At 36.2% G+C, this 23,557-nt stretch carries 18 protein-coding genes; 12 read left to right on the top strand and 6 right to left on the bottom strand.

The features are described 5' to 3' along the window. Positions 1 to 2: 2 nt before the first annotated feature. The gene (locus tag RIV7116_RS27175) at positions 3 to 1,331 is read right to left on the bottom strand and encodes a GTP-binding protein (protein WP_015121540.1); all 1,329 of its coding nucleotides are present in this window, start codon (positions 1,329 to 1,331) and stop codon (positions 3 to 5) included. 97 nt (positions 1,332 to 1,428) lie between these two features. Further along, a complete protein-coding gene (locus RIV7116_RS27170; RefSeq protein WP_015121539.1) occupies positions 1,429 to 3,600 on the bottom strand; it encodes a PAS domain S-box protein in 2,172 nt (723 codons plus the stop codon). Between the two features lie 534 nt (positions 3,601 to 4,134). Between RIV7116_RS27170 and RIV7116_RS27165 the strand changes: the two genes are divergently transcribed. Then, complete coding sequence (locus RIV7116_RS27165) at positions 4,135 to 4,659, top strand: hypothetical protein (RefSeq protein ID WP_015121538.1); 525 nt, start codon at positions 4,135 to 4,137, stop codon at positions 4,657 to 4,659. A 157-nt stretch (positions 4,660 to 4,816) separates the two neighbouring features. On the opposite strand, the gene RIV7116_RS27160 is transcribed toward RIV7116_RS27165, so the two are convergent. Beyond that, the gene (locus tag RIV7116_RS27160; RefSeq protein WP_015121537.1) at positions 4,817 to 6,106 is read right to left on the bottom strand and encodes a DNA cytosine methyltransferase; all 1,290 of its coding nucleotides are present in this window, start codon (positions 6,104 to 6,106) and stop codon (positions 4,817 to 4,819) included. Positions 6,107 to 6,597: 491 nt separating this feature from the next. Further along, on the bottom strand, positions 6,598 to 8,286 hold the full coding sequence (locus tag RIV7116_RS27155; RefSeq protein WP_044291220.1) for a pentapeptide repeat-containing protein: 1,689 nt from the start codon (positions 8,284 to 8,286) through the stop codon (positions 6,598 to 6,600). 369 nt (positions 8,287 to 8,655) lie between these two features. On the opposite strand from RIV7116_RS27155, the gene RIV7116_RS27150 reads away from it, so the two are divergent. Next, entirely contained in the window at positions 8,656 to 10,464 is a 1,809-nt protein-coding gene (locus RIV7116_RS27150) for a Na+/proline symporter (RefSeq protein ID WP_015121534.1), read from the top strand. A 75-nt stretch (positions 10,465 to 10,539) separates the two neighbouring features. Here RIV7116_RS27150 and RIV7116_RS27145 read toward each other — a convergent pair whose 3' ends face one another. Then, a complete protein-coding gene (locus RIV7116_RS27145; protein WP_015121533.1) occupies positions 10,540 to 10,959 on the bottom strand; it encodes a DUF4058 family protein in 420 nt (139 codons plus the stop codon). A 137-nt stretch (positions 10,960 to 11,096) separates the two neighbouring features. Here RIV7116_RS27145 and RIV7116_RS27140 point away from each other — a divergent pair, with 137 nt between their 5' ends. The 5 genes from RIV7116_RS27140 to RIV7116_RS27120 all read left to right on the top strand — a co-directional run bounded on the left by RIV7116_RS27140 (position 11,097) and on the right by RIV7116_RS27120 (position 17,335). Continuing rightward, positions 11,097 to 11,885 (top strand): HAD family hydrolase, encoded by a 789-nt coding sequence (locus tag RIV7116_RS27140; protein ID WP_015121532.1) that lies wholly within the window; start codon positions 11,097 to 11,099, stop codon positions 11,883 to 11,885. 240 nt (positions 11,886 to 12,125) lie between these two features. Beyond that, positions 12,126 to 13,466: a DNA double-strand break repair nuclease NurA gene (locus RIV7116_RS27135; protein WP_015121531.1), complete on the top strand. Its 1,341-nt coding sequence runs from the start codon at positions 12,126 to 12,128 to the stop codon at positions 13,464 to 13,466. Positions 13,467 to 13,824: 358 nt separating this feature from the next. After that, complete coding sequence (locus RIV7116_RS27130) at positions 13,825 to 15,594, top strand: sensor histidine kinase (RefSeq protein ID WP_015121530.1); 1,770 nt, start codon at positions 13,825 to 13,827, stop codon at positions 15,592 to 15,594. Between the two features lie 270 nt (positions 15,595 to 15,864). Continuing rightward, positions 15,865 to 16,653: an FHA domain-containing protein gene (locus RIV7116_RS27125; RefSeq protein ID WP_044292410.1), complete on the top strand. Its 789-nt coding sequence runs from the start codon at positions 15,865 to 15,867 to the stop codon at positions 16,651 to 16,653. Positions 16,654 to 16,747: 94 nt separating this feature from the next. Continuing rightward, positions 16,748 to 17,335 carry a Uma2 family endonuclease gene (locus tag RIV7116_RS27120; RefSeq protein WP_015121528.1) on the top strand — a complete coding sequence of 196 codons (588 nt, stop codon included), beginning with the start codon at positions 16,748 to 16,750 and terminating at the stop codon, positions 17,333 to 17,335. Positions 17,336 to 17,603: 268 nt separating this feature from the next. Here RIV7116_RS27120 and RIV7116_RS34255 read toward each other — a convergent pair whose 3' ends face one another. Beyond that, positions 17,604 to 18,734: a calcium-binding protein gene (locus tag RIV7116_RS34255; protein WP_015121527.1), complete on the bottom strand. Its 1,131-nt coding sequence runs from the start codon at positions 18,732 to 18,734 to the stop codon at positions 17,604 to 17,606. 587 nt (positions 18,735 to 19,321) lie between these two features. Here RIV7116_RS34255 and RIV7116_RS27110 point away from each other — a divergent pair. The 5 genes from RIV7116_RS27110 (at position 19,322) to RIV7116_RS27090 (ending at position 23,487) form a co-directional block, all read left to right on the top strand. Continuing rightward, complete coding sequence (locus RIV7116_RS27110; RefSeq protein WP_015121526.1) at positions 19,322 to 20,599, top strand: NAD(P)/FAD-dependent oxidoreductase; 1,278 nt, start codon at positions 19,322 to 19,324, stop codon at positions 20,597 to 20,599. Positions 20,600 to 20,668: 69 nt separating this feature from the next. Further along, positions 20,669 to 21,106, top strand: coding sequence for a DoxX family protein (locus RIV7116_RS27105; protein ID WP_015121525.1), 438 nt, complete (start codon positions 20,669 to 20,671; stop codon positions 21,104 to 21,106). Further along, positions 21,063 to 21,533, top strand: a complete 471-nt coding sequence (locus RIV7116_RS27100; RefSeq protein ID WP_015121524.1) for a DoxX family protein — start codon at positions 21,063 to 21,065, stop codon at positions 21,531 to 21,533. Before RIV7116_RS27105 ends, RIV7116_RS27100 begins: the two co-directional genes overlap by 44 nt. Before the next feature lie 607 nt (positions 21,534 to 22,140). Then, positions 22,141 to 22,713, top strand: a complete 573-nt coding sequence (locus tag RIV7116_RS27095; protein ID WP_015121523.1) for a hypothetical protein — start codon at positions 22,141 to 22,143, stop codon at positions 22,711 to 22,713. 204 nt (positions 22,714 to 22,917) lie between these two features. Continuing rightward, positions 22,918 to 23,487, top strand: coding sequence for a hypothetical protein (locus RIV7116_RS27090; RefSeq protein WP_015121522.1), 570 nt, complete (start codon positions 22,918 to 22,920; stop codon positions 23,485 to 23,487). Positions 23,488 to 23,557 lie beyond the last annotated feature (70 nt).

Below are 23,557 nucleotides of genomic sequence, written 5' to 3'. Positions count from 1 at the left end.
AATTACCAATTCCCCAACTCTTGCTGCAAACGATACAAAATAGTATCGGGTTCAACTTCCCGCAATATTTCTTCGATTACATTACTAACCCCTAATTCACCCCAGGAGCAGCCTTTTTCTAAATAGGCTTGAGCAGCTTTACCTACGGAATAAGCACCGTATCCGGCAATACCCGCTTGCGTGACGGCGGTTCCTGCAAACGCGGTGATATTCATGGGATTTTCACTACTAGTAACTGCGATCGCGCTCTTTCCAAAACCCAGAAGAAAGCTGCTGCCTAATTCCCCTAACAACAAACCACCGGAACTAAATAAAATAGTTTTTAACAGTTTTCCAGCTTTATAACCAGTCATTGGTAAACCATAAAGTCGAGACAAAGAGCGAATTAATGCTAAATCCGCCACAATCCCTCCGCATACATCAAATATTGCGATAGGATTTAAACCCACAGCCAATGCTTTATATTTTGCATATTGCCAAATTAAATCTTCTGCTTCTTTTTCTCGCAATTCTATTGTTTTATATGCAATGGATTCTTCCGCATCTCTTGCTTGTACCAAAGCGTTTAACGATAAAAGGGAACGCCCTTCACGATTGAGAATTGTCAAAATAGTTTGTTGAAGTTGCTCTATTTGCGGTGGTAAAGTTTCCCATTCATAATCCTCGGTACCATCCGCATATTCAACTCTAACCTCCATTGGTGCAGGCTCAGCAGCTACCATAACTATTTCATCGGGTTTCAAGGGCTTCATGGAACTTCCCGCAGCTAATTGTTGTAAATTAGCGTAAATTGCTTTTTTATCAGTATCGGGATATAAATCGGTTTTGTTAAATACTAAAATTAACGGTTTTTGAGCTTTCCTTAAATCTAGCAGTGCTTCATATTCTGTACGAGTAATATCACCAGAAACAACAAATAAAATTAAATCAGCTTGACGGGTAACTTCCCGAGCCATTTGTCCCCTTGCTTCCCCAGCAATTTCATCTAAACCTGGAGTATCAATTAATTCAACTTCTACCTTCCCACCGGGATTCCAGCGAATAGAGCGCGGGTATTGAGTAACACCATTAAGTGGCCCCGTCTCCAGAATCTTTTGTCCCATCAGCGCATTCAAAACCGCAGATTTGCCGCGACTTACTAACCCAAAAGCAGCAATGCGAATCACGTTGTAATCGAGCTTATTTAGATTAGAGGTTAAAAGCTGTATTTCCGGCTTAACCAAACCCGCTAACTCCGAATCAAACCCCGATTTACGCAAATTGCCATACCATGACATTGCCTGTCTGAGACTAGCACGAGCGCGATTTAAATGAGTTTCTTGCTGATTCATAATTCATAATTGGGAATTGGGCATGGGGCATGGGGCATGGGGCATGGGGCATGGGGCATTGGGCATTGGTAATTGGTAATTGGTAACTGTTCACTGTTCACTGCAAAACTGGTATCTCAATCACAAACTCGGTTCCTTTTGCTGGCTTAGAATAACAATAAAGTTTTCCACGGTGCTTTTCAACTACGATTTGGTAGCTAATAGATAATCCTAGCCCAGTACCTTTACCGACTTCTTTGGTAGTGAAAAACGGGTCAAATAGTTTAGTTTGGATAGCCGTAGGTATTCCACAACCATTATCAGCGATTGTGATTCTAACAAATTTTGACTGAACAAATTTAGTACTAATAGTAATTTGATAATTAAGATTATCTTTATTCTTTTTCATTTTATCTTCTAATGCATCGATGGCGTTGACCAAAATATTCATAAATACTTGGTTAAGTTGTCCAGCATAACAATCGATTGCAGGTAATGAAGTATCGTATTCTTTAATTATTTGAATTTCGGGGCTACCTGGTTTAATTTTGAGACGGTTATTTAAAATCATCAAGGTGGAATCAATACCTTCATGAATATTTGCTTTCTTAAAATCAGCTTCATCCAATCGGGAAAAATTTCGCAGCGATAAAACAATTTCTCGGATACGAGTGGTACCTTCCTGCATAGATTTAAGTATTTTAATTAAATCTTCTTGAAGAAAATCGAGTTCGATTGTTTCGATTTCTGTTTGAATTTCTGAGTCGGGTTGGGGGTAATGTTGTTGGTAAAGTCTAAGCAACCGCAATAAATCTTGCACGTATTCGCAAGCAGGTTTGAGGTTTCCATGAATAAAATTAACTGGATTGTTAATTTCGTGAGCAACTCCAGCTACCATTTGCCCTAAGGATGACATTTTCTCCGATTGTACAAGTTTGGCTTGGGTGCTTTTGATTTTGTGTAAAGCTAATTGAAGAGTTTTAGCTTGTTGCTGTATTTTTTCTTCTACCCGTTTTTGCGCCGTGATATCTCTTGTTGTTATTAAAGCACAAGCTTTACCGTTGTAAATAAAGCGAATTCCTTTAAGATCAACATTTATTGTAGAACCATCTTTACATACATCAATTGATTGCGAATGAAAAGGTGTACCGGAAGATATACTTTCAATTAAATTTGCAAATAAATGATGGCAGGAAGAATGAATATAAGCTGTAGGATGTAATTCTAAAAATTCTGCTTGAGCATAACCGTGCATTTCGCTAGCTGCCAAGTTTGCCGTTACTATTTTCTCTGTTTCTAAATCATAAATACTAAAACCATCATTAATTGTTTCAAATATTTTGCGATATTGAGCTTCTTTTTGCCGCAATTCTGTTTCTATTTGCTGGCGTTTGGTAATATCAACAAAGCAACCGTACCAAAGTATCGAACCATCTTCTTGTAATGTTGGTTGGGAAATACCCTGCAACCACTTTTGTTTACCCGAAGGTGTAGTAATGCGCCAAGAAGATTCCCATTTTTCAAGAGTTTGAGCAGACTTGAAAACAGCTTCTTGTAATTTGAGACTATCTTCAGGATAAATTTGCTGATTGACAAGTTCTACATCTTGTAGGATTTGTTCTGGTTGTAGCTCATAAATCAAATGACTTCCGGAAGAGACATAGGAAAATGAACCATTCCCCTCAGCATCAAATCGATATTCATAAAGCATTCCCGGTACCTTATCGGCTAAACGCTGTAATCTTTCTTGAGAAAGCTGTAATTCTAAAGTCTTTTTTCGTACATTTGCTTGTAAATTTTCGTTTATTTGTGCTATGTCGATTTCAGCTTGCTTGCGTTGGGTAATATCAATAATGCAACCGTACCAAACTACAGAGTTATCTGGTTGTAATTCGGGTTGTGAAAATCCTTGTAGCCATTTTTCTAAACCTGAAGGGCTTCTGATGCGCCATTCTAATTCCCATTTTTGTAAAGTTTGAGCCGATTCTAAAATGGTTTGCTCCAACAAAGCTATATCATCTGGATGCACCATCGAGGTAATTATTTGTGAATCTTGTTGAATACAATGCGGCTCTACTTCATAAATTAGTTGACAACCTGAAGATACATAAGGTGCGTGCATGGTACCATCGGGATTAAGACAAAATTGATAAATCATCCCCGGTACGTTATCGGCTAAACCGTGCAATCTTGTTTCTAATGTATTTACAGAAGATTCCAATTGCTTAATTTTCTTAGTCATCGATTCGTATTCAGTTTTGGGAATGGTAAGTAGATGCTCTGCTAACATTATGGGAACTAGAAAACTAAAGAATTTAACACTATATCCATAGTTCCCATTTATAAAATAAATAGTTAAGCGTTAGAAGTGAAGATTTTATGCTTTCTCCGAACATATAAATCATTAATTCAGTATTATCAAGGATATATTTCACATCTTTTAATTAACTATGTTTTCGCAATTACGAAATTGTTCTGAGAAAATACAAAAATGTATATAAAATTCACAAAAAAATTGACAAATTATTTATGAGTTAACCATAATATAAAAAGTTTTTACAATTTACTTCGTCTAGTAAAATTACTTAGAATCATTTTTATCTATTTTAGCAAAAGCATATGGTGAGTATAAATTTATAAGAAAGGTTTGAAATCGCAAAACGGTAATATAAGTTATTTGATTTTTATCAAAAACTACGTTAGGTTGTATAACTCAGCATTATTTGATTATTCTTAAAGATACAGCCCAAAAGCGAGAAAATTATTATTGAAAATAGCTCCATTGGGCTATTTATCGGCAAAATAAAGGCTAGGAGTACGGAAAATGAAGTCGTCAATCAAAACGAGTCCGGCAGTTCAAATCATTTCAGAGTTCGTAAAACTGCAAAACAATCTTAATTGTACATTTCGCCAGATATATCCCAATGTAATTAAATCTTTCTCTGCAAATTGTCCTCGTCAAGGTTTACTGTCACTGCAAGAAGAAAAATGGACTTTTGACAAACACGGAGTAGGCGTTTATTTTCAATCGGAAAAATCTTATACCGTAGTTGATATCCATGCTGGCTTTGTAGATTATCCGCAAGCCTTCGATGCATGGCGATTAGTACAGTACTTTGAATCAAAAGGAATAGAACAAATTTATTATTTAACAGATGTTTTCGATCTGACAAATAAAGAAAATAACGAAGATATCGTTGATGATTTATTAGAGCATCTTTTAGAAGATAATATTGTCGAAGTTGTTCAAAGTAAACTTAAGTTATACGGATTGAAAAACACTTCTACAGATGCTAGGGCTAGAATCTTGAGTCAATTGTCGCGATTGTTTAATGAAGGAAAGGAATAGTTAACACTCGTTACTAGGCTCTGCCTAGTGACGCAATGGTAAAAGGCTCTGCCTTTTTTTGTAAAACTGAAGGCAGAGCCTTCATCAAAGGCATTACAAGGCTCTGCCTTGTAACGAGAAGAAACAAGAATATTACCCACTACCCATTACCAATTACCTAATCTTGTTTTTTCTTCCTTATCCTCCGCTCGATAATATTTTCATCAACTCCAAATTTTTTAGCGGCTTGAGACATATTTAACTCTAATAAACTATCATCACCTAATGGCTGTATTTGTTCTGGTTTAACTGGAGTGATTTCTAAAGCTCGAATAATTTCTGTAGCGATCGCCTTAGCTAACAAAGGAGGAACTGAGTTTCCTATTTGCCGGAATCCATGCCATTTTGTCAGGTGAAAGCGAAACCAATCGGGGTAGGAATGTAATCTCGCTGCTTCTCTGACGGTAATACATCTAGGAGTTACCGGATGAATCGGGCGGGGAGAAGTGAAAGCACCGCGATTTCTAGGTGTTCCCGCTCTGAGAGTTTTGCTGATACCGTTTGCTGCTAGTTTATGAAAGTGGCTAACTGGTTCAGTTTTACCGGGTTCGGTTTGTTTAAATCTGCTGATAGACTGCAAATTATGTTTGGTACGAGTACTGCAAGTAAGAAAAAAATTATCAAATAAACGTTCGTAAGAATAATTCTTTTCGATTGATGAAATACCCCGTAATTGACTGCTGTAATTGCTTGGTTCACCATATTTAGCAATTACCCAATCTCTTTCAATCAATTCTGAATAATTTTCCACTTCCGGTAGATCGCAAATCGCATCCCATACTGTAGGAGTTGCAGGTAAATCGGGATTATTTACAATATATTTTGATTTTTTAGATATTTTGGGTGCAGTAAGTGGCTGGGGATATTTTGGTAAATTTAAACCTTGACGACATCCGAAGATAAATAATCTAGCTCTGTCTTGAGGAACCCCATAATTAGCAGCATTCAGGACTTGATAATTCGCTTCTACTCGATAACCGTTTTTCTCAAATTCTGCAATTACTGTTGATAGAAATATGCGATGCTCCCCTACAGTTAAACCCGGTACATTTTCAAATACGAAATATTTAGGCTGTAGCTCTAAAATTAACCGTAAAAAGTGAAATACCAAAGAATTTCTGGGGTCATCTAAAGCCCGTTTTCCCATCATCGAAAATCCCTGACAGGGAGAACCACCAAATACAACATCGATTTCTTTATTTCTAATTGTAGAAAGTCTTCTAATTTTCTTACCCGAAATCTTCTCTACCCTTGCACATAAAGTAGACCAAAAAGGAAAATTAAATTCATGAACAGCACAGTGAATTGGGTCTAATTCTACAGCAGCAAGCACATCAAAACCAGCTTGTTCAAAACCAAGAGTCATCCCCCCCGCACCCGCAAACAAATCTACAGCAATAGGACGCATTTTCAGTGAACAGTTATCAGTGAGCAGTTAACAGTTACTAGTTACCAGTGAATAGTTAGGAGTATTAGGTAGCAAGTTGCGAGTTAGTAAAAAAAATCTTCCCACTCTTCCCCTCACTCACGCAAGGCTTCTTTACTAGTACTAGTGTTCGCATTATCATTCTAATATAAGAATCTCCTCTGCTGCGAGGTGCCCCAATTGAATCGCAAGATAATTTATTTTTAATATTAAGATTTTTTATGTAATGTTCGGTATTTTGGATGTAACTTCTGTGGTAAATACTTTTTTATTTCAAGTTTGCGAAAAATATCGTGTTCTAAGGAAAATGTTATTGGCTAAAACAAATCTAGTTTGCGAGGAAGCCCTATTTCAATTAAGAAGCGTTTTTAACTCATATTTTACATAAAGCATTTTTCATAAACTAGCCTACGTAGGTGGGCTTTGTTGTGATAGCCCCACCCTTGGAGGGTGAAGGCATTTTGGCGTTTTATTTAAATACCAGCAATCATTTTTTGCAGGCGTTGCAAACTTTCTTTATCCTGCTTTTGAGCATAAATTTTAACGGCTTTGTCAAAAGCTTGTTTGGCTTCAACAGGTTTATTTAATGCCAGCAAAGATTTACCTTTTATTTCATAAGCTGCTGCATAACTGGGGTTACGTGCAATTACTCGATTGCTATCTTTAATTGCATCTTCATATTTCTTGCGATCGAAGCGAGCTAAACTTCTATAGTAGTAAGCGTCAACATGTTCTCGATTGATTTTGATAGCTTTATCAAAATGTTTGGTTGCATCTTTATATAAACCAATCGCATAACGGGCACGTCCCGAATTATAATATGCTGTCGCCCAACGACGAGAGAATTTAATCGCGTTACGAAAATCTTTAGCCGCAGCCTGATAATTTTTTAAGCCGTATTGCCCTAAACCTCTATTGTTATATGCTCGGGCATATCTGGAATTAAATCTAATCGCTTCTGTTGCATTCTGTACTGCTTTTGAATAGTCTTTTTGCTCAACATAAATACTAGCTTTACCATTGTAAGCTGAAGCATATTGTGGATTAATACTAATTGCTCGATCAAAATCCTGAAGTGCAAGTTGATATTTTTCTTGCTGAATGTAGAGATAAGCCCGATTATTATATGCTTCGGCGTAACTAGGATTAATTTCTATTGCTCGCTCGTAATCATCAAGGGCACCTTGATAATTTTGTAATTTACTTTTAGCTAAACCTCTATAAGTGTAAGCTGCTGCGGATCTAGAATCAAGTTCTATTGCTCTACTATAATAAGTAACCGCGCTTTGATAATCGTCTCGGTGATAACGATTGTGTCCCCAGTTCATAAAGTCAGAAGCATCAGCAATAAAATTGTCATCAGGGATGTATTTTATATCTAAATTAGCGCCTCTTAAATCGGCATTTCGCAAACTTGCGCCATTAAGTCTAACTCCAATCAATTCTGCATATCGAAGATTCGCACCATCGAGGTTAGTATTACTTAAATTAGCATTTTGAAGTTTGGCATTTCTGAAGTTGGCATTTCTCAGATTTGCGCCAGATAAATCGGCATTTTGTAGCGATGTACCTTTAAAATCGAAATTTTTTAAATTCGCATATTTAAGATTAACTCGATTTAAAATGGCACCATTAAGGTTTACGTACCTTAAGTTAACACCAGATAAATCCGCACCACTTAAATTGACACCATAGAGATTAACATCATCGAGTCTTGTTCCCCTGAGTTTGGTATTAGATAAGTTGATACCAGTTAACTTAGTATCGCTTAAATCGGCATAACTTAAATCGGCATTACTCAAATTGGCATTACTTAAATCTGCTTGACTCAAATCGGCGTAACTTAAATCGGCATGACTCAAATTAGTGCTGCGTAAATTAGCGCGATATAATTCGGCACGATTTAATTGTGCATAACTCAAATTGGCATAACTTAAATCCGAAGAACCTAAATCTACTTTTCTGAGGTTTTTACGATTAAAGTCAGCACTACTTAAATCGCATCGATTGCATTTTTTTGTATCTAATAACTTTTTAACGTGTTCTGGTTTTGCTGCGCTTGCAGGATTAGTTGTCAATACTGGTACGAACAACATTAAGGAAATTACAAGGCTTTGAAAAAACTTTTGAGAAATAAATTTAGAATTGAAGATTATTTGCATAATGGTAAATTCTATCTGTTACAAATGGTTGACTAACAGCTCGCAATACATCACAGTTTTGTTGCTTAAGCCACGATAAATTGATAAGTAATTATAGGGCTTTTACAAATTTAAAGTAAGTAATATCACTAGTTTTGACATTTTTAATTAGACATAAGTTCCTCTGTATTAAAGCTATATAAATATAATTTTCACAAATTAGTCTTAGTTATGATGACTGCTTTGATAAACATAAATAGCGCCCAAACACAACTAAGAGCAATACATTACTTAACAAAATCCACGGAAACCCAAACCGTTAAATAAGAGACTTGATGCGAACAGGGGTTTGCTGTATCTTCCCTGTTATTACTTACTACTAAAAAATACATGCTACAGCTAGTTGATTATCTAATAATTGCTGTTTACTTAATTTCTATAGTAATCTTTGGGATTTATCTGGAAAGAAAAGCTCGCGCGGGTATTGATTCCTATTTTTTGGGAAACCGTAATATGCCTTGGTGGGTTTTGGGTGCTTCGGGGATGGCATCGAATACCGATTTGGCGGGTACGATGATTATCAGTGCTTTGATTTACGCAGTGGGAGCCAAAGGATTTTTTATCGAAATTCGCGGTGGTGTGGTGTTAATCATGGCAATTTTGATGATTTTTATGGGTAAATGGAATCGTCGCGCTCAGGTAATGACGTTAGCTGAATGGATGCGGTTTCGTTTCGGTGAAGGAAGGGAAGGAAATACGGCTCGGATTATTAGCGCGATCGCAAATTTAATGTTTGCAGTGGGAGCCATGAGCTTTTTTACTGTTGCTGGCGGTAAATTTTTAGGTCAATTTCTCGGAATTAACGATGAACTAGCTTCACTTGCTTTAGTGACTCTAGCTTTGGTGTACACTGCTGCCAGCGGTTTTTACGGTGTTGTTTGGACTGATGTTTTTCAAGGTGTTTTGATTTTTGTGGCGATAATTTACGTTTGTGTCTTAGCGCTGCAAACTGCAACTATTCCCGATACATTCTCAGTTTCGATTCCTGCTGGTGATGGTTTTGAGTTCAAACAGTGGAATTTTGCTGACTGGAGCAGTATTTCACCATCTTTAACTTTGGATTTACCTGGAGACTATTCCGCATTTAATTTATTCGGTGGAGTAATTTTCTTTTATTTAATCAAAGAATGTATGGCTGGTATCGGTGGGGGTGGTGGCTATATGGTTCAACGTTATTTTGCTGCTAAAAGCGATAGGGAAGCGGGTTTACTTTCTTTGTTCTGGATTCTCTTACTTTCATTCAGATGGCCACTTGTTACCGCTTTTGCGATGCTGGGCATTCATTACGGAGCAACCCAAGAGGTTATATCAGATCCAGAATTGATTTTACCTACGGTAATTGGAGAATACGTGCCAGTAGGAATTAAAGGAATATTAATAGCTTGTTTTATTGCAGCAGCAATGTCTACTTTTGACTCTATCATTAATTCCAGCGCCGCTTACTGGGTAAAAGATATTTATCAAGCATATCTAAAACCCGAAGCATCCAGCCAGCAACTACTTACCCAAAGTCGTTTAGCATCGGTAGTGATTGTAGTTGTAGGAATGCTATTTAGTTACCAAATTAAAAATATTAACGAAATTTGGGGATGGCTAACCTTGGGATTGGGAGCAGGATTAGCAATTCCTTTGGTATTAAGATGGTATTGGTGGCGCTTTAACGGTTATGGATTTGCTGCTGGTACGGCAGCAGGGATGTTAGCAGCCATAGTTACTAAAGCATTCATCATCAAGAATATAGATTCACAGTTACAAGAATATGCTTTGTTTCTCATCCCTAGTATTTCCTCATTCATTGGCTGCATCATCGGCACATTTACAACCCAACCAACAGATTTACAGGTAATAGATAACTTCTATAAAGTTACCAGACCATTCGGCTTTTGGGGAATAGTGCGGAAAAATCTTCCTGCTAATATCCAGCAGAAAATTAAAAACGAAAATCGCCGCGATATTGTTTCTACATTGATTGCAATTCCCTGGCAATTGACTTTATTTATGCTGGGAATTACCTTTATGATGAAGCGCTGGGATGTTTTTGGTACTCTTTTGGCAGTGTTTATAATGCTTTCAATTGCCTTATATTTTACTTGGTTTAAATATCTTTCTAAAGAAGTGAAGATTACTGAAGAGTTGTAGTGTTTTCATCAGTGGAGGCAGAGCCTCCAAAACCTAGTTCCCAGGTTGAACCTGGGAACCAGACGAAAAACTAATTTAAAATATTAGCTTATTTTCGTAAGCTTCTCTACCTTGTTTAGAACGTTTATTTTTGGGTGAAAGTATTTCAATTACTGAAATTACTTCTCCAGATTGAGTCGAACGAACTTCTAAATATCTTTCTACGGTTTCTTCTGGTATGGGTACCGATACTTTTTTAGGTTGAATTAATTCCTGCGTCATCACAGCAATTCTCTCGCTTGAATCATTACGTCGGGAAACTGCTACATCTGCAATTCCGACAAGCAAATTGTCTGAAATACTGCTATAAACTCGTTCTACGATAGCAACATGATATTGAGGAGCTACTTGTGGAGTAATTTCATCTGCAATTGCTACAATTAAGCGGTTATGAACTTGATGCCATAATTCTGGCTGTTCCAAATATGGGTTCATTCCTGGAAAAGGATTATTCATAACTCCCGCCTTAAACTCTCGGACGAATTTATGTTAATTCTAACTTAGGCACGTAGGTAGCACAATTTCAACAAAAAAAAGCACAAATTTATCGCAAATTCGATAAGCTTACAAAAGCAGTTTCGCAAACTCATAAAATGACCGCAATTAGCCCGACAATTCTAGCTTTGGACTTTGATGGTGTAATCTGTAACGGCTTGATAGAATACTTTCAAGTAGCTTGGCGTACTCACTGCAAATTTTGGCCTTGTGCGAACCAAAATCAAACAGAAGAAATAGCTAATAAATTTTATCGCCTTCGTCCTGTAATAGAAACTGGTTGGGAAATGCCAGTGTTAGTAAAAGCATTATTAGAAGGTTTTGAGGAAGATAATATTTTGCAAGCATGGCATGATATATCTCAAAAAATTCTTCGTCAAAATGACTTTTCAGCCCAGGAAATTGCTTTTAGTTTAGATACGCAGCGCGATGAATGGATAGCCAATGATTTAGATGGTTGGCTAAGTATGCATAAATTTTATCCCGGAGTAGTAGAAAGAATTCAAAATATATATAATACTCAAACTGCATTATATATAGTGACAACAAAAGAAGGACGTTTTGTCAAAGAATTGTTGCAAAAAGCAGGTTTTGATTTACCGCGAGAAGCAATTTTCGGTAAAGAAGAAAAGCGTCCTAAATATGAAATATTGCGAGAATTAAAACAAGATTCTAACTATTCATCGGTTAATCTATGGTTTTTAGAAGACCGGATAAAAACGTTACAAAAAGTAAAAGTGCAAGAAGATTTACAAGAGGTAGAATTGTTCCTTTGCGACTGGGGTTATAATACTGCCAAAGAAAGAGAAAATGCTCAACAAGATACGCGAATAAATTTAATATCACTGGCTCAATTTACCCAAGACTTTGGTGAATGGCAAAGTTGAGTCATTGAACAGTGAACAGCGAGCAGTGAGCAGTTATTAGTTGCTAATTGGTAATTGGTAATTGGTAATTGTTTTCTGATAGTTAATAATTGTTCTTGCAGTCGCGAACACTATAATAATTTTCATAACACATCGGTCTTCAGAAAGAAATTGTTCACTGCTCGCTGTTAAATTTTCACTGGTTACTGATAACTGATAACTGTTCACTGCTCACTGCTCACTGCTCACTGATAACTGATTATGCTCGATTTAAGTAAACTTGCGGGACAAATGCGTGGTTTGAGTCAACATCTGACTCAAGAAGCTGAAGCAAATCGTCAACGGTTGCAGTTGGGGATGAAACATCTTGAATATGCTTTTGACAACCAAGACGAGTTAGTTAAAATCCAACAAAAATGGCGCGATCGCATATTGTTTGCGAATGCAACTCCAATGGAACCGTTGCACACCTGTATTGATATTATGGTTCCTCCCAAAATTCATACTGTCATTGCTACTGACGGTTCCCAAATTGCTCCCAACCATCACGAAATTGCTTATTGTTATCTTCTGAATATCGGTAGGGTCGTTTTGCATTATGGACAAAATAAACACCCGATTCTAGATAGTTTGCCGGAAATATTCTATCGACCTGAAGATTTATATATGTCTCGTCAGTGGGGAATTAGAACCGAAGAATGGATGAGTTACCGACGCACCGCTAGTGAAGCTGTGGTGTTGTCTGAGTTAGCAATTGCTGCCACCGGGAAGGGAGACGGTGAGAGTAGTCGCGTGCGGAGGTTCCCTCCGTTGAGCGAACTACCGAACCCGAAGGGGAGAAAGGGATGGGAAGATAAAAATAAACAAGGAGACAAAGTTAAAGAAAATTCTACCCCCTCTACCCACTCTTCCCCTTCTACCGCGACTTTAGAAAAAATACCTACATTGGCAATGGTAGATGGTTCGCTAATTTACTGGTTTTTAGAACAACTACCTTATGATGCGAGGGAATATATCTTACCGCCGATTTTGGAGTCTTGGAAAGATTTGCGGGAAGCGGGTATTCCTATGATGGGTTATTTAAGTGCTTCTCGGAGTATTGAGGCAATGAATTTTTTCCGATTGTCGGCTTGTCCTCATAAAGCACCGGACTGTATGAGTTTTTGCCCGAATCAAATGGAGAAGATTCCTTGCAAGTTGTTTGAAGGATTGCGGGATAGTACTTTATGGTCAACTCAACTCAAACCGGGACAGCGGAGTCCTTTATGGAAGAGTAATTCGCGCATTTTAGATTTATATGATTCGCAGCAAATTTACTTTTGTTACGTTCATGTGGGTACCGAAATCGCGCGGGTAGAATTTCCACAATGGGTAGTGGAAGATACCGAAATGTTTGAAGAATCCTTGGGGCTTATGCTCGCACAAGTTCATAAAGGATATGGTTATCCAGTAGCGTTAGCAGAATCCCACAACCAAGCAGTTGTAAGAGGTGGCGATAGATCTCGCTTCTTCAGTTTGCTAGAAAGACAAATGATTAAAGCTGGTTTGAAGAATGTCGGAACTTCTTACAAAGAAGCAAGGAAGAGAGGAAGTATTGCTTAGAGGAGAATAGGGGATAGGACATGGGGCATGAGTCATATTTAACACTTGGAAGTTAATCCCTTTCGGCACGCTACATCTTACTCCCAAACCCCTCTAAAATCTAGAAATCCCCTTTTCTACTTTTCTACCGCTTCTTCCCCGTCTAATTTTGAATAGATGATTTTTGCAATAAATTGTTATCTTTATCACCTATTTGGGAAAACTATACTTAGGCATGGACTGGACAAATAACCTTTGGGGGTTATGCATCTACAGTTCTACGAAATAAAGATTTTTCATTATATTTGGTACCATGCGAAAACATAATCATCTTTCAAGTAAGTCGGCAGCTTGTTTCCTTGAAATAGGGAAAGGTTAAATGAAAATTTTTAAAAAATTTATCCTTTCTTCTACTTGCTTTGCAGGATTAATCGCCATCCTCTTAACAGGGACTTCTTTATGGCGAAATAAAGTTACAAGCAAAATTAGTGATAAACTCAACAAATCCCATAGAGTTATTGCAATTTCTTTAGAATTAAAAGTAAATTTAAAACATGAAGTGGATGCTTTAAAAGATGACGTATTAATCAATAACAACAAGTCAGATGTAGAAAAATATCAAAATCAATTTTTAGCAAACCTACTTCGACTAGAGACTTTAGAGCCAAATGCCAAAGAAATAGACGATATTCGTCGTCGTCACGCGTTTTTAGTACGCTTAAGTAAGGAAATTAGAAAACAAAATAATACCTCATCCGATTCATATTTAGCTGATTCCCAAAAGGATTTTAGAGCAATAAACTCTTTTGCTAATGAGATTGAGTTATTTATACGTGATGTCACAGATAGCGCTCACGCAAAAATCATTCTAGTTGAAGATGAGATGAAAGAAATTAAGTACAAGACTGAACTCGCAACCTCTGCGATTATAGTAACAATTGTGCTGATTTTTATTAGTCAATTTTTCTTGATTATGCTTCCAGTCATTAACTCTTTGAATAAATTACAAAAGGGAGCATCGGCAATTGCTGCGGGTAAGCTTGATTACCGGCTGAATATACGTACAAAAGATGAATTAGAGCAACTAGCTGATGAATTCAACCGCATGACGGAAAAATTAAATGGATCGTACAGCGAAATTATTGAACATAGCGGGGAGTTAGTCAAACTCAATCGAGATCTTAGACACGAAGTTAGCGATCGCACTCAAGCGCAAGCTGAGTTACAAGAAACCCTAGATGAACTAAAAAGTACTCAAGCACAGCTAATTCAAACCGAAAAAATGTCGAGCTTGGGTCAAATGGTAGCCGGAGTTGCCCACGAAATCAATAATCCTGTTAGTTTCGTTTACGGCAACATTAATCACGTAAACCAGTATATAGAAGATATTTTAGAATTAATTGAACTTTATCAACAAGAATTTTCCACTCCCGGAGATGAAATAGAAGAAAAACTTGACGATATGGACTTGGACTTTGTAAAAGAAGATTTACCTAAAGTATTAAATTCAATGAAAATGGGAGCAACCCGCATTCGGGAAATAGTTGTATCTTTACGTAACTTCTCCCGCTTAGATGAAGCCGATATGAAAGAAGTTGATATTCATGAAGGTATCGAAAGCACTTTATTAATTTTACAAAATCGTCTCAAATCGAAACCGAATCGTACCGGTATCGAAATTATCAGAGAGTATAATCAACTGCCCAACGTAGAATGTTATCCCGGACAATTAAATCAAACATTTATGAATATTATTAATAATGCAATAGATGTTTTAGAGGAAGGAAGAGATAAAAAAGATATACAAAATCCTCAAATTTGCATTCAGACGGAATTGATTGATCGTCAAACAGTAGCAGTCAGGATTGCAGATAACGGCATGGGAATGAGCGAGGAAGTCAAAAACAAACTCTTTGACCCATTTTTTACTACCAAGCCCGTAGGAAAAGGAACCGGATTGGGCTTATCAATTACTTATCAAATAATAGTTGAGAAACATGAAGGTAAACTTCATTGCAGTTCAGAACTTGGTAAGGGCACTGAATTCATCATCGAGATTCCCCTATCTCAACAAATAAATAGAAATGGAGATACAAGGGAAGAAGGAGAAAAAATTATCGAGGATAAGGAATTAAGGGTTGTGAGTTAGAAGTTATAAGTATTTGGTATAAAAAGTTGGTCACTAGCGGGAGCCTCTTGCTCCCTTGCGACTATAAAGCAAGGTGCTTCCACTACGAAAATTACTCCTATCACCTTGAATACTACTTATAAAAATCTCTTTTCCTCCCTCACTCCTACCCCTATTCCAAACCGAGTCAATCTTGGCAAAGGATAATTTGGAATGCTGCTGGCTGATAACGCTACAATCAATATTACATATCAAAAAAACGTAAAATCAATACAAATATCATCCCTGAAAATGCAAAACTTACGCACTTTACAAACAACAGGGCTTGGTTTAGAACTGTTCCATACTCAAACCTCAACTTCGTTTGACATTCCGCCAAATTATCCGATTATTCGTATTGGAAAACCAAACGAGCAAATTCCTATAGATATTGATGTTTTAACTTTACCTTCTGCTGACATTGTTTCGCGTGTTCACGCAGAAATTATCGCAGAAGGTAGCAATTTTTATTTAATGGATGTGGGTAGTTCTAATGGCACTTATTTAAACGATAATAAATTAGAAAGTCATACACGTTACCAACTGAATCTAGGTGATAAAATTGACCTCGGTAGCGACAATAAAGTCAGTTTCATATTTCAATATAAACAGCAAAGCCAGCAGACTGCGATCGCGACAAACAAACCCACAACTATCCAACTTCAAGCTATCAATAACGAGCAAAAAGTACAAGTAGTAGACCGTAAAAGTAAATTTGTTGGTTTAGCCTCAATGCTGTCAGGAATATTAATGTTTGCTGCCAACACTAGAATTGGTTTTGGTCTTGGATTTCCAACAATTATATTATGGATTAGTGGACTTGCAATTCTTTTACAACGGCGAATCAATCGTAATTGGGGATGGGGTTTAATAGGACTCGGAACTGCATTACTTTTATTTTCTGGTAGATTATTCGCTTCGTTTAATCTTTTAGCTATGCTCTTATCAGCTTTTTTGATATTCATTGGGTATCAGCTATTTAGAAATGGCGAAGTCTTTGGTTATAGTTTGAATTCTGTAAAAAGATTATTTAAACGGTGAGCAGTTATCGGTTAGTAGTTGATTGAATTCGGTTACAACATGCAGAGAAATAGATAGAATCAAATCAAATTGACTCTTTAATATAAGTCTTCAAATGATAGCTATTCCCGAGAAGCCCCAAAAAATGACAATTGAGGAATATCTTGAATGGGAACCCCTGCAAGATATTCGCTACGAATATGTTAATGGCGAAGTTTTGGCAATGACTGGTGGTACAATTCCCCATAATGATATTGCTCTAAATTTTTATAGAAATTTGTACCCACATCTAAGTTCTAAAGGCTGTAAGGCTAACGTCTCAGATGTGAAAGTACAGGTTACTCCTCAAAGTCCTTACTACTATCCAGATGTTATCGTTAGTTGCAACCCTGAAGACCTCAAGGCTCGTAAATTTTATAAAAATCCGAAGCTAATAGCTGAAGTGCTTTCTCCGGGTACGAGTTCTAAAGATAGAGGAGAAAAATTTACTTACTACTTAAAAATGCTTTCTTTGCAAGAATATATCTTGATTGATTCGGAAAATATTTCTGTCGAGCGTTACTGTAGGGGAGAAGGAATAATGTGGCTTTATTATCCTTATATAGCAGGAGATATTGTCACTTTATCAAGTATTGAATTCGAGATTCCTATCGAGTTATTTTATGAAGGTGTTGTCTTTGAAACAACGAACAGCAAACAGTAATTATTATTGAATATTAAGATACAGCATTTTGAAGCTAAATAAGGTACAACCATAAATTATAAAACTCTGGTGGGGTGGACATCCCTGTCCGCCCAAATGTACCTCACAAAGATGAAATATGCTGTATTCGTGCTTTTAAATCATTATTACTAATTAATAAACCCGATCTTCTCAAAAAAACCGGGTTTATCAACATCAGGACTTACGCAAAAATAACCGGCGTTGCGTCATTACCTTAGCTCAGCGTGTCCGTTAGGACATGCGACGGCTACGCAACAAAGACACCCTTCTGTTCTCCGGAGTTGATTGTAAAATCACCTTCAGGAATGCCAGTCAATAAACTACTGACAGCAGATTCTGTAGTTAATGCTGCATCTGTTGTCAAAGCTGCACTTCTTGCACTTGATATTCCCAAAGAGACGGTTACTTTCGCGATTACATCTTTACCGGAATCTTTAACTAAAAATACATTAAATCCGTTGCTACTTTGTTCGATATTATATGTTGCTTGAGTACTCAATTGGATTGTCTCTCCAAATGTAAAGTCGGTGATTCGAGCAAAATCATTGCTGGTGAAATCATCGTAGAAGGAACCTTTTTCGTTACCTAAAATGAATTTATCTATACCAGAACCACCAGTTAGTTCATCTCTTTCGCTTCCAGGAGTCTGACTTACTGTTGGATCTGAACCTGTCAAAGTGTCATTTCCAGAACCGCCAAACAAGGTGTCGCTTTCTAATCCACCAATCAGAACATCATTACCACCGTTTCCTGATATCCTGTTTCTTTTATCGTTACCGGTAAGCGAGTCGTCATTTTCTGTTCCTTCAATATTTACAAAATTTTCGACTTCAAATTTAAAGGAACCGCCTCCGGGAAGATTTTCTACTACTAACTTTTCCTGGGCTAAATTGATGTTGAAAGATGTCTTTGTTCTCCTACCACCCGAACCATCAATCGCATTATCTTTATTTGGTGCTCCGACAATTCTTTCTATCTCTTGAATTTGACTTCCTTGAGTATCTCCATTACCCACAAAACCTCTTGGAAGCAGGGTAATTTTTTTCCCTAATAGACTGTAGTCTAGACTATCAAATCCATCACCACCGCTATACGTATCATTTCCAAGACTGCCAAAGATAGTATCGTTACCACCTTTAGCCAAAACCAAGTCATCTCCGGGAGTTGTGAAAAGTATTTCTGGGTTATCAGTTCCCTCGATGCGATTTGCTGCTGGAATTATTGATTCAGCACTTGTTCTTGCTTGAGCTTTTTTTGGACTTCCTTCAATTTGAATTGTGGCTTCAGGAGTTGGTCCGCCGATAGGAAAATCAGGCTCTACAGGAATTGGCCCATCGATAGGAGTGACAGGAATCTTGGTAAGTTTTTGGTCTTCCATAACTAACACTCAACCTCAAATATGAATACTCAGAATATTCCTATGTTTTAATTTTTAAGCTCTACCACCCGCAGATTATTAAATTGCGAAATTCACAATTCGAGAAATTGCAGCTAAAAAATAGCAGCCAAAATATAAATCAATTTTCCTGAAAAAACTGTATGATTTTGAATTTCGCTATCGGCGAATGGCAAATAAAATTTGTAGAGGAATTATTCCAGAACCATTTTCCCTTTAGTTAGACCATTTTTACGACAAAATGTGTAGTCTTTACAATAACTTTATACACATAATTACCAGTCTTTTATGTATAAACCGTATATATTTTGAACGTCAGTTAGTATTATCACAGCTAATACAGTATTTATATAGTAGAAAATATAATTTTGTGAATCTCCTCAAGACGCTGCAATTGTATAATTATTCCGATAGAATTAGGTCTAAAGTTATATTTTTATAATTGTCTTTAAAATCACTAACAAAGGAGGTTAATATATTCTTTAAATTAGACATTAATTCTAAGATAAATTACGTATCATTGTGTTGTCAGAAAAGTAAGCTATAGCAAACCACTTAAGGAAGGAGAGATGACCTCTCAAAAACCAAGAGTTGTAATAATCGGTGCTGGTTTTGCTGGTGTAGAAGTTGCTAAAAAGCTAGGTAAATATGGGGTCAATGTTTTGCTAATTGACCGTCATAATTATCACACCTTTGTCCCAATGCTCTACCAAGTAGCCACTGCTGTACTTTATCCCCATCAAATTATTTATCCCTTGCGTCGTTTATTACGAAATTTACCAACAGTAAATTTTTTGCAAGCTGATGTAAGAAAAGTTGATTTTGATAATCAAATTGTTTGTGCAGATAATGTAGCAATTGATTACAATTATTTAGTCATTGCGACTGGCAGTCAATCTCAATTCCTGGGAGTGACAGGAGCGCCGGAAAACAGTTTTCCTATGAGGACTTTGACAGATGCGATCGCCATCCGCAACCAAGTTTTAAGCCGTTTTGAACAGGCAACAAAAGTTACTAATAAGGATGAGCAAACACGGTTACTAACTTTTGTCATAGTCGGTGGTGGTGCAACTGGTATAGAATTAGCTGGTAGTTTAAACGAATTAATTCAAAGCGCTTTAAAAAAAGACTACCCAACTTTAAATCCAGATAGCGCCAGAGTCATACTTATACAATCCGGAGACAGATTATTTCCTAGCTATCCCCAAAAGTTAGGAAAATATACTGAAAAATGGTTGCTCCATCATGGAATCAAGGTACATCTTAATTCTAAAGTTAGTAAAGTTACTCCAGAAGCTGTTTATTTAGAAGATAATACCGTTATTTTTACAGATACAGTTATATGGACTGCGGGAGTATTAGCAGCAACTCCTGAAACGAAACAGTCAGTAAAAACCGCTGCAAAAGAGAAAGTTATAGTTGAGCAAACCTTACAACTTTGCGGGCATAAAAACATATATGGTGTAGGGGATGTTTCCTATGTTGATACTCAAGAAGAATTCAATGGAGTAGCACAAGAAGCTATTCAGCAAGGAAAAACAGCAGCAGATAACATCCTTCTACAAATGCGTGGAGAATCACCCAAAAGCTTCAATTACTTTAACAAGGGGCGTTTGGCTATAATTGCAAAACATGCAGGAGTTGGTAAAATTGGAAAATTTCCAATCAAAGGATTTATTGCCTGGTTTCTGTGGTTAGAAGTTCATTTGCTATATTTACCTGGAATTCGTAACCGTTTGGGAGTACTTTTCAATTGGCTGAAATATTATTTCTTTTCTGAAGGAGCATCTAGGATTATTATTTCTACAGGAAAGAGCGAGAAGTTACCAGTTAGCAGCGAACAGTAAACAATTATTTCTAACTCATAACTTTTCACTCCTAAGTTTCACAACTAACAACTAACAACTAACTTCATTATGGGCTTCAAAAAATATATTCCGTTAATTGGTAGAGCTTTTCTCGCAGCAATTTTTCTAAAAGCTGCGGTTGCTAACACTCTTGGTTTTCAAGGAATCGTAGAAATGATGACTAACAGGGGTTTACCCGCACCACAATTATTGCTTCTTGGTAATATTTTCTGTACTTTGGTGGGTGGGCTTTCAATTTTGTTAGGCTTCAAAGCACGTATAGGAGCAATTTTATTAATTATCTTCTTAGTTCCTACAACATTCGTCTTTCATAATCCTTTCACCGATCCTAAAGAATTGAATGCTTTTCTGAAAAACTTCGGTTTAGTTGGTTCGATGCTACTGATATATTACTACGGAACTGGGCCAGTTAGCTTAGATGCAGAATCAGCTACTAACGACTATGACGACACCTACGTTACAGATTCAGATAGAGCAAATGTATAACCCAAAAGTTCAATTGCGTAACTCAGATATTGTTCTAGCTTACACTTTTTTGCGGCTAGTTTTTGGTATCAATATGTTTGTTCATGGTTTGGTTAGACTCCCTAATATATCTGGTTTTGTTGATTCTCAGGTAGGACTTTACAAAGATATTGCGATACCTCCATTATTAATAGCCGGACCTGCTTATCTAATTCCTATTGTAGAATTTGCTGTAGGTTTGCTATTAATTTTGGGTTTGCAAACTCGTAAAGCTTTGATAGCTAATTTCCTGTTAATGATGACTTTGATGTTCGGGGTTTGTTTGCTACAAAAATGGGACATAGCTGGTTCGCAATTAATTTATAATTTAATCTTGTTTATATTACTCGCTGGTTGTAATTTCAATTTAATTTCTGTGGATAGTTGGTTAAGCCGTAGAAAAGGATAAATAGTCAGATGAGTGCATAGCTGAATATCTTTATTTTAGAAAAAAATTAGTAGGATAAGCATCTTGCTCGCTATGCATATCAAGCGAGCAAGATGTTCCCATTATAATTTAGCAAGAGAGATTCCAGTTTTGTAAAAATTCATCACCAGTTTTATGCTATCGCTCTAATTATTGCTGCTTTAATCTATGTAGGTTTTTCTTCTTTGAGTCAAAATGCCACGTGGATATTAACTGAAGTTGTAGGAGTAATTGTATTCAGTCTAATTGCTTTTGTAGGAGTAAAATATTCATCCTGGCTTTTAGCGATAGGATAGCTAATTCATCCAATTTGAGATTTACTTATTGATAATCATAGCCTAACTACATTTGTTCCTCGATGGTATCCAATAATTTGTATTGGCTATGATATTGCTATGGGTTCTTATATAGCTTTCAAATATATCGTAGAAGAAGAAAAGAATCTCTTTATAGATTAATTTCTGGATTTACCTTATAAGTATTTTTGAGTAAAAAAAGACGCTTAATTATCGTTAATAGTATTTTTTATACTTTATTATCGAAAAACAACCAAGTATTATCAGTGTAAATTAACACTTTATTAGGATACATGAAACTAGTGCCAAAAGTGTTCCTAATTACACTAGTAGCTTCGGTTGTTGGAATAGTAGGATACAATCAAATTTTGTTATCTAAAGATACAGAATTGCCTAAGTCATCATTAAAAATTGAACAAGTACCGATTGATGATTCAATAATACTTTTGCTACCGCAGGTGATTATAGAATTAAAAGAAGGAAAGCCAAAATATGGATGGCTGACTCAATTTAATTCTCCAAAAAAAGAACTTCAAATCACTTGGAACGGTAATTATCAAAAGATAAATTTCAAGGATATAAAAAAGTTGAAATTTGTCATTGGGAAAGCACCATTTTCTTCTCCTGATATTTTAGTGAGAAACGAAAAAGAACTGTCTGAAGTAAAGCAAGAAACTTGGCTAGCTGTTCCTACAAAAGATTTTAAATTGCAAGCAAATAGAGTAGATGAAGCTAAATTGAAACTTACTAACTCTATACTTGCTAGTTCCGAACAACTCATACTTAATAGTAAATATGTGATAGAGACTATAGAGTTTGACGAGTCCTTACAAAAGATGAAGATGAAAGTATTTCTAAATATATAAGCAATTAAGCTTACAATATTAAAAAACCTGGTTTTGACATAAACCAGGTTTTTTATTTTTTACTTTAGTCGCTATAATTTTCGTTTAAAAAATTAAATTAATAAATAAAAAAAAGCTTTGTTTGTTCATTTTAACAAATCACTATACCTTAAATCAAAAAATATTGAAGTATGATGAATATAAAATAACACTTAGGTTAGATACATGAAGGTATTATCTAAAGTGTTGCTAATTACATTATTAGCTGCAATTTTCGGACTGACAGGATGCAACCAGAGCAAATTTTCTGAAGTCAATAAGTCTGTAATTCCATTACCTGCAATAAAATCATATACTGCTGAAAATTCTGCTAGAGTCGTTTTTCCACAAAAGGCAAATGTAAGATTAATTGGAGGAGCATCTAAAATAGGATGGGTGAACATTAATCTACAAACAAAACAGATTGAAGTTACCTTGAATAATAATTCTGAAACATTTGATTTTAATCGAATTAAAAAGGTTAACTTTGATTTAAATCGAGCAATTTTCAGCGATGGCGATATCCTTATTAAAGGTGAAAAATTATCTGATTTTATTCGGGAATCTTTGATAAGAGTTCCTATGAGCGATTTGAAGTTGGAAAACGAAGCGGGTGAAGTTACAGTAAAACTTAATAATTCGGAATCGAGTCAAAATTATGTTGTCCGAGATGGTATTTATGTAGTACAAGATATACTTTTTGATGAGTCTTTAGATCGGACGACTTTAAAAGTATTGTGTTGTATGGCTGAATAGTAGAATAACGTAAATTATATGTAGAGACGTAGCAGTGCTACGTCTTATTTTTATGTAGATAACATCAGTA

The organism is Rivularia sp. PCC 7116 (assembly GCF_000316665.1).
GTDB lineage: Bacteria > Cyanobacteriota > Cyanobacteriia > Cyanobacteriales > Nostocaceae > Rivularia.
The sequence above is the reverse complement of the archived record's forward strand: the minus strand, read 5'-3'. Positions and strand labels throughout refer to the sequence as shown.

Bases quoted from the DNA above. Each gene is read 5' to 3' on its own strand.
- RIV7116_RS27135 (WP_015121531.1), top strand. From the start codon at position 12,126: ATGCTCGATTTAAGTAAACTTGCGGGACAAATGCGTGGTTTGAGTCAA.
- RIV7116_RS27110 (WP_015121526.1), top strand. From the start codon at position 19,322: ATGACCTCTCAAAAACCAAGAGTTGTAATAATCGGTGCTGGTTTTGCT.
- RIV7116_RS27105 (WP_015121525.1), top strand. From the start codon at position 20,669: ATGGGCTTCAAAAAATATATTCCGTTAATTGGTAGAGCTTTTCTCGCA.
- RIV7116_RS27130 (WP_015121530.1), top strand. From the start codon at position 13,825: ATGAAAATTTTTAAAAAATTTATCCTTTCTTCTACTTGCTTTGCAGGA.
- RIV7116_RS27140 (WP_015121532.1), top strand. From the start codon at position 11,097: ATGACCGCAATTAGCCCGACAATTCTAGCTTTGGACTTTGATGGTGTA.
- RIV7116_RS27095 (WP_015121523.1), top strand. From the start codon at position 22,141: ATGAAACTAGTGCCAAAAGTGTTCCTAATTACACTAGTAGCTTCGGTT.
- RIV7116_RS34255 (WP_015121527.1), bottom strand. From the start codon at position 18,734: ATGGAAGACCAAAAACTTACCAAGATTCCTGTCACTCCTATCGATGGG.
- RIV7116_RS27170 (WP_015121539.1), bottom strand. From the start codon at position 3,600: ATGTTAGCAGAGCATCTACTTACCATTCCCAAAACTGAATACGAATCG.
- RIV7116_RS27160 (WP_015121537.1), bottom strand. From the start codon at position 6,106: ATGCGTCCTATTGCTGTAGATTTGTTTGCGGGTGCGGGGGGGATGACT.
- RIV7116_RS27145 (WP_015121533.1), bottom strand. From the start codon at position 10,959: ATGAATAATCCTTTTCCAGGAATGAACCCATATTTGGAACAGCCAGAA.
- RIV7116_RS27125 (WP_044292410.1), top strand. From the start codon at position 15,865: ATGCAAAACTTACGCACTTTACAAACAACAGGGCTTGGTTTAGAACTG.
- RIV7116_RS27090 (WP_015121522.1), top strand. From the start codon at position 22,918: ATGAAGGTATTATCTAAAGTGTTGCTAATTACATTATTAGCTGCAATT.
- RIV7116_RS27155 (WP_044291220.1), bottom strand. From the start codon at position 8,286: ATGCAAATAATCTTCAATTCTAAATTTATTTCTCAAAAGTTTTTTCAA.
- RIV7116_RS27175 (WP_015121540.1), bottom strand. From the start codon at position 1,331: ATGAATCAGCAAGAAACTCATTTAAATCGCGCTCGTGCTAGTCTCAGA.
- RIV7116_RS27100 (WP_015121524.1), top strand. From the start codon at position 21,063: ATGACGACACCTACGTTACAGATTCAGATAGAGCAAATGTATAACCCA.
- RIV7116_RS27120 (WP_015121528.1), top strand. From the start codon at position 16,748: ATGATAGCTATTCCCGAGAAGCCCCAAAAAATGACAATTGAGGAATAT.
- RIV7116_RS27150 (WP_015121534.1), top strand. From the start codon at position 8,656: ATGCTACAGCTAGTTGATTATCTAATAATTGCTGTTTACTTAATTTCT.
- RIV7116_RS27165 (WP_015121538.1), top strand. From the start codon at position 4,135: ATGAAGTCGTCAATCAAAACGAGTCCGGCAGTTCAAATCATTTCAGAG.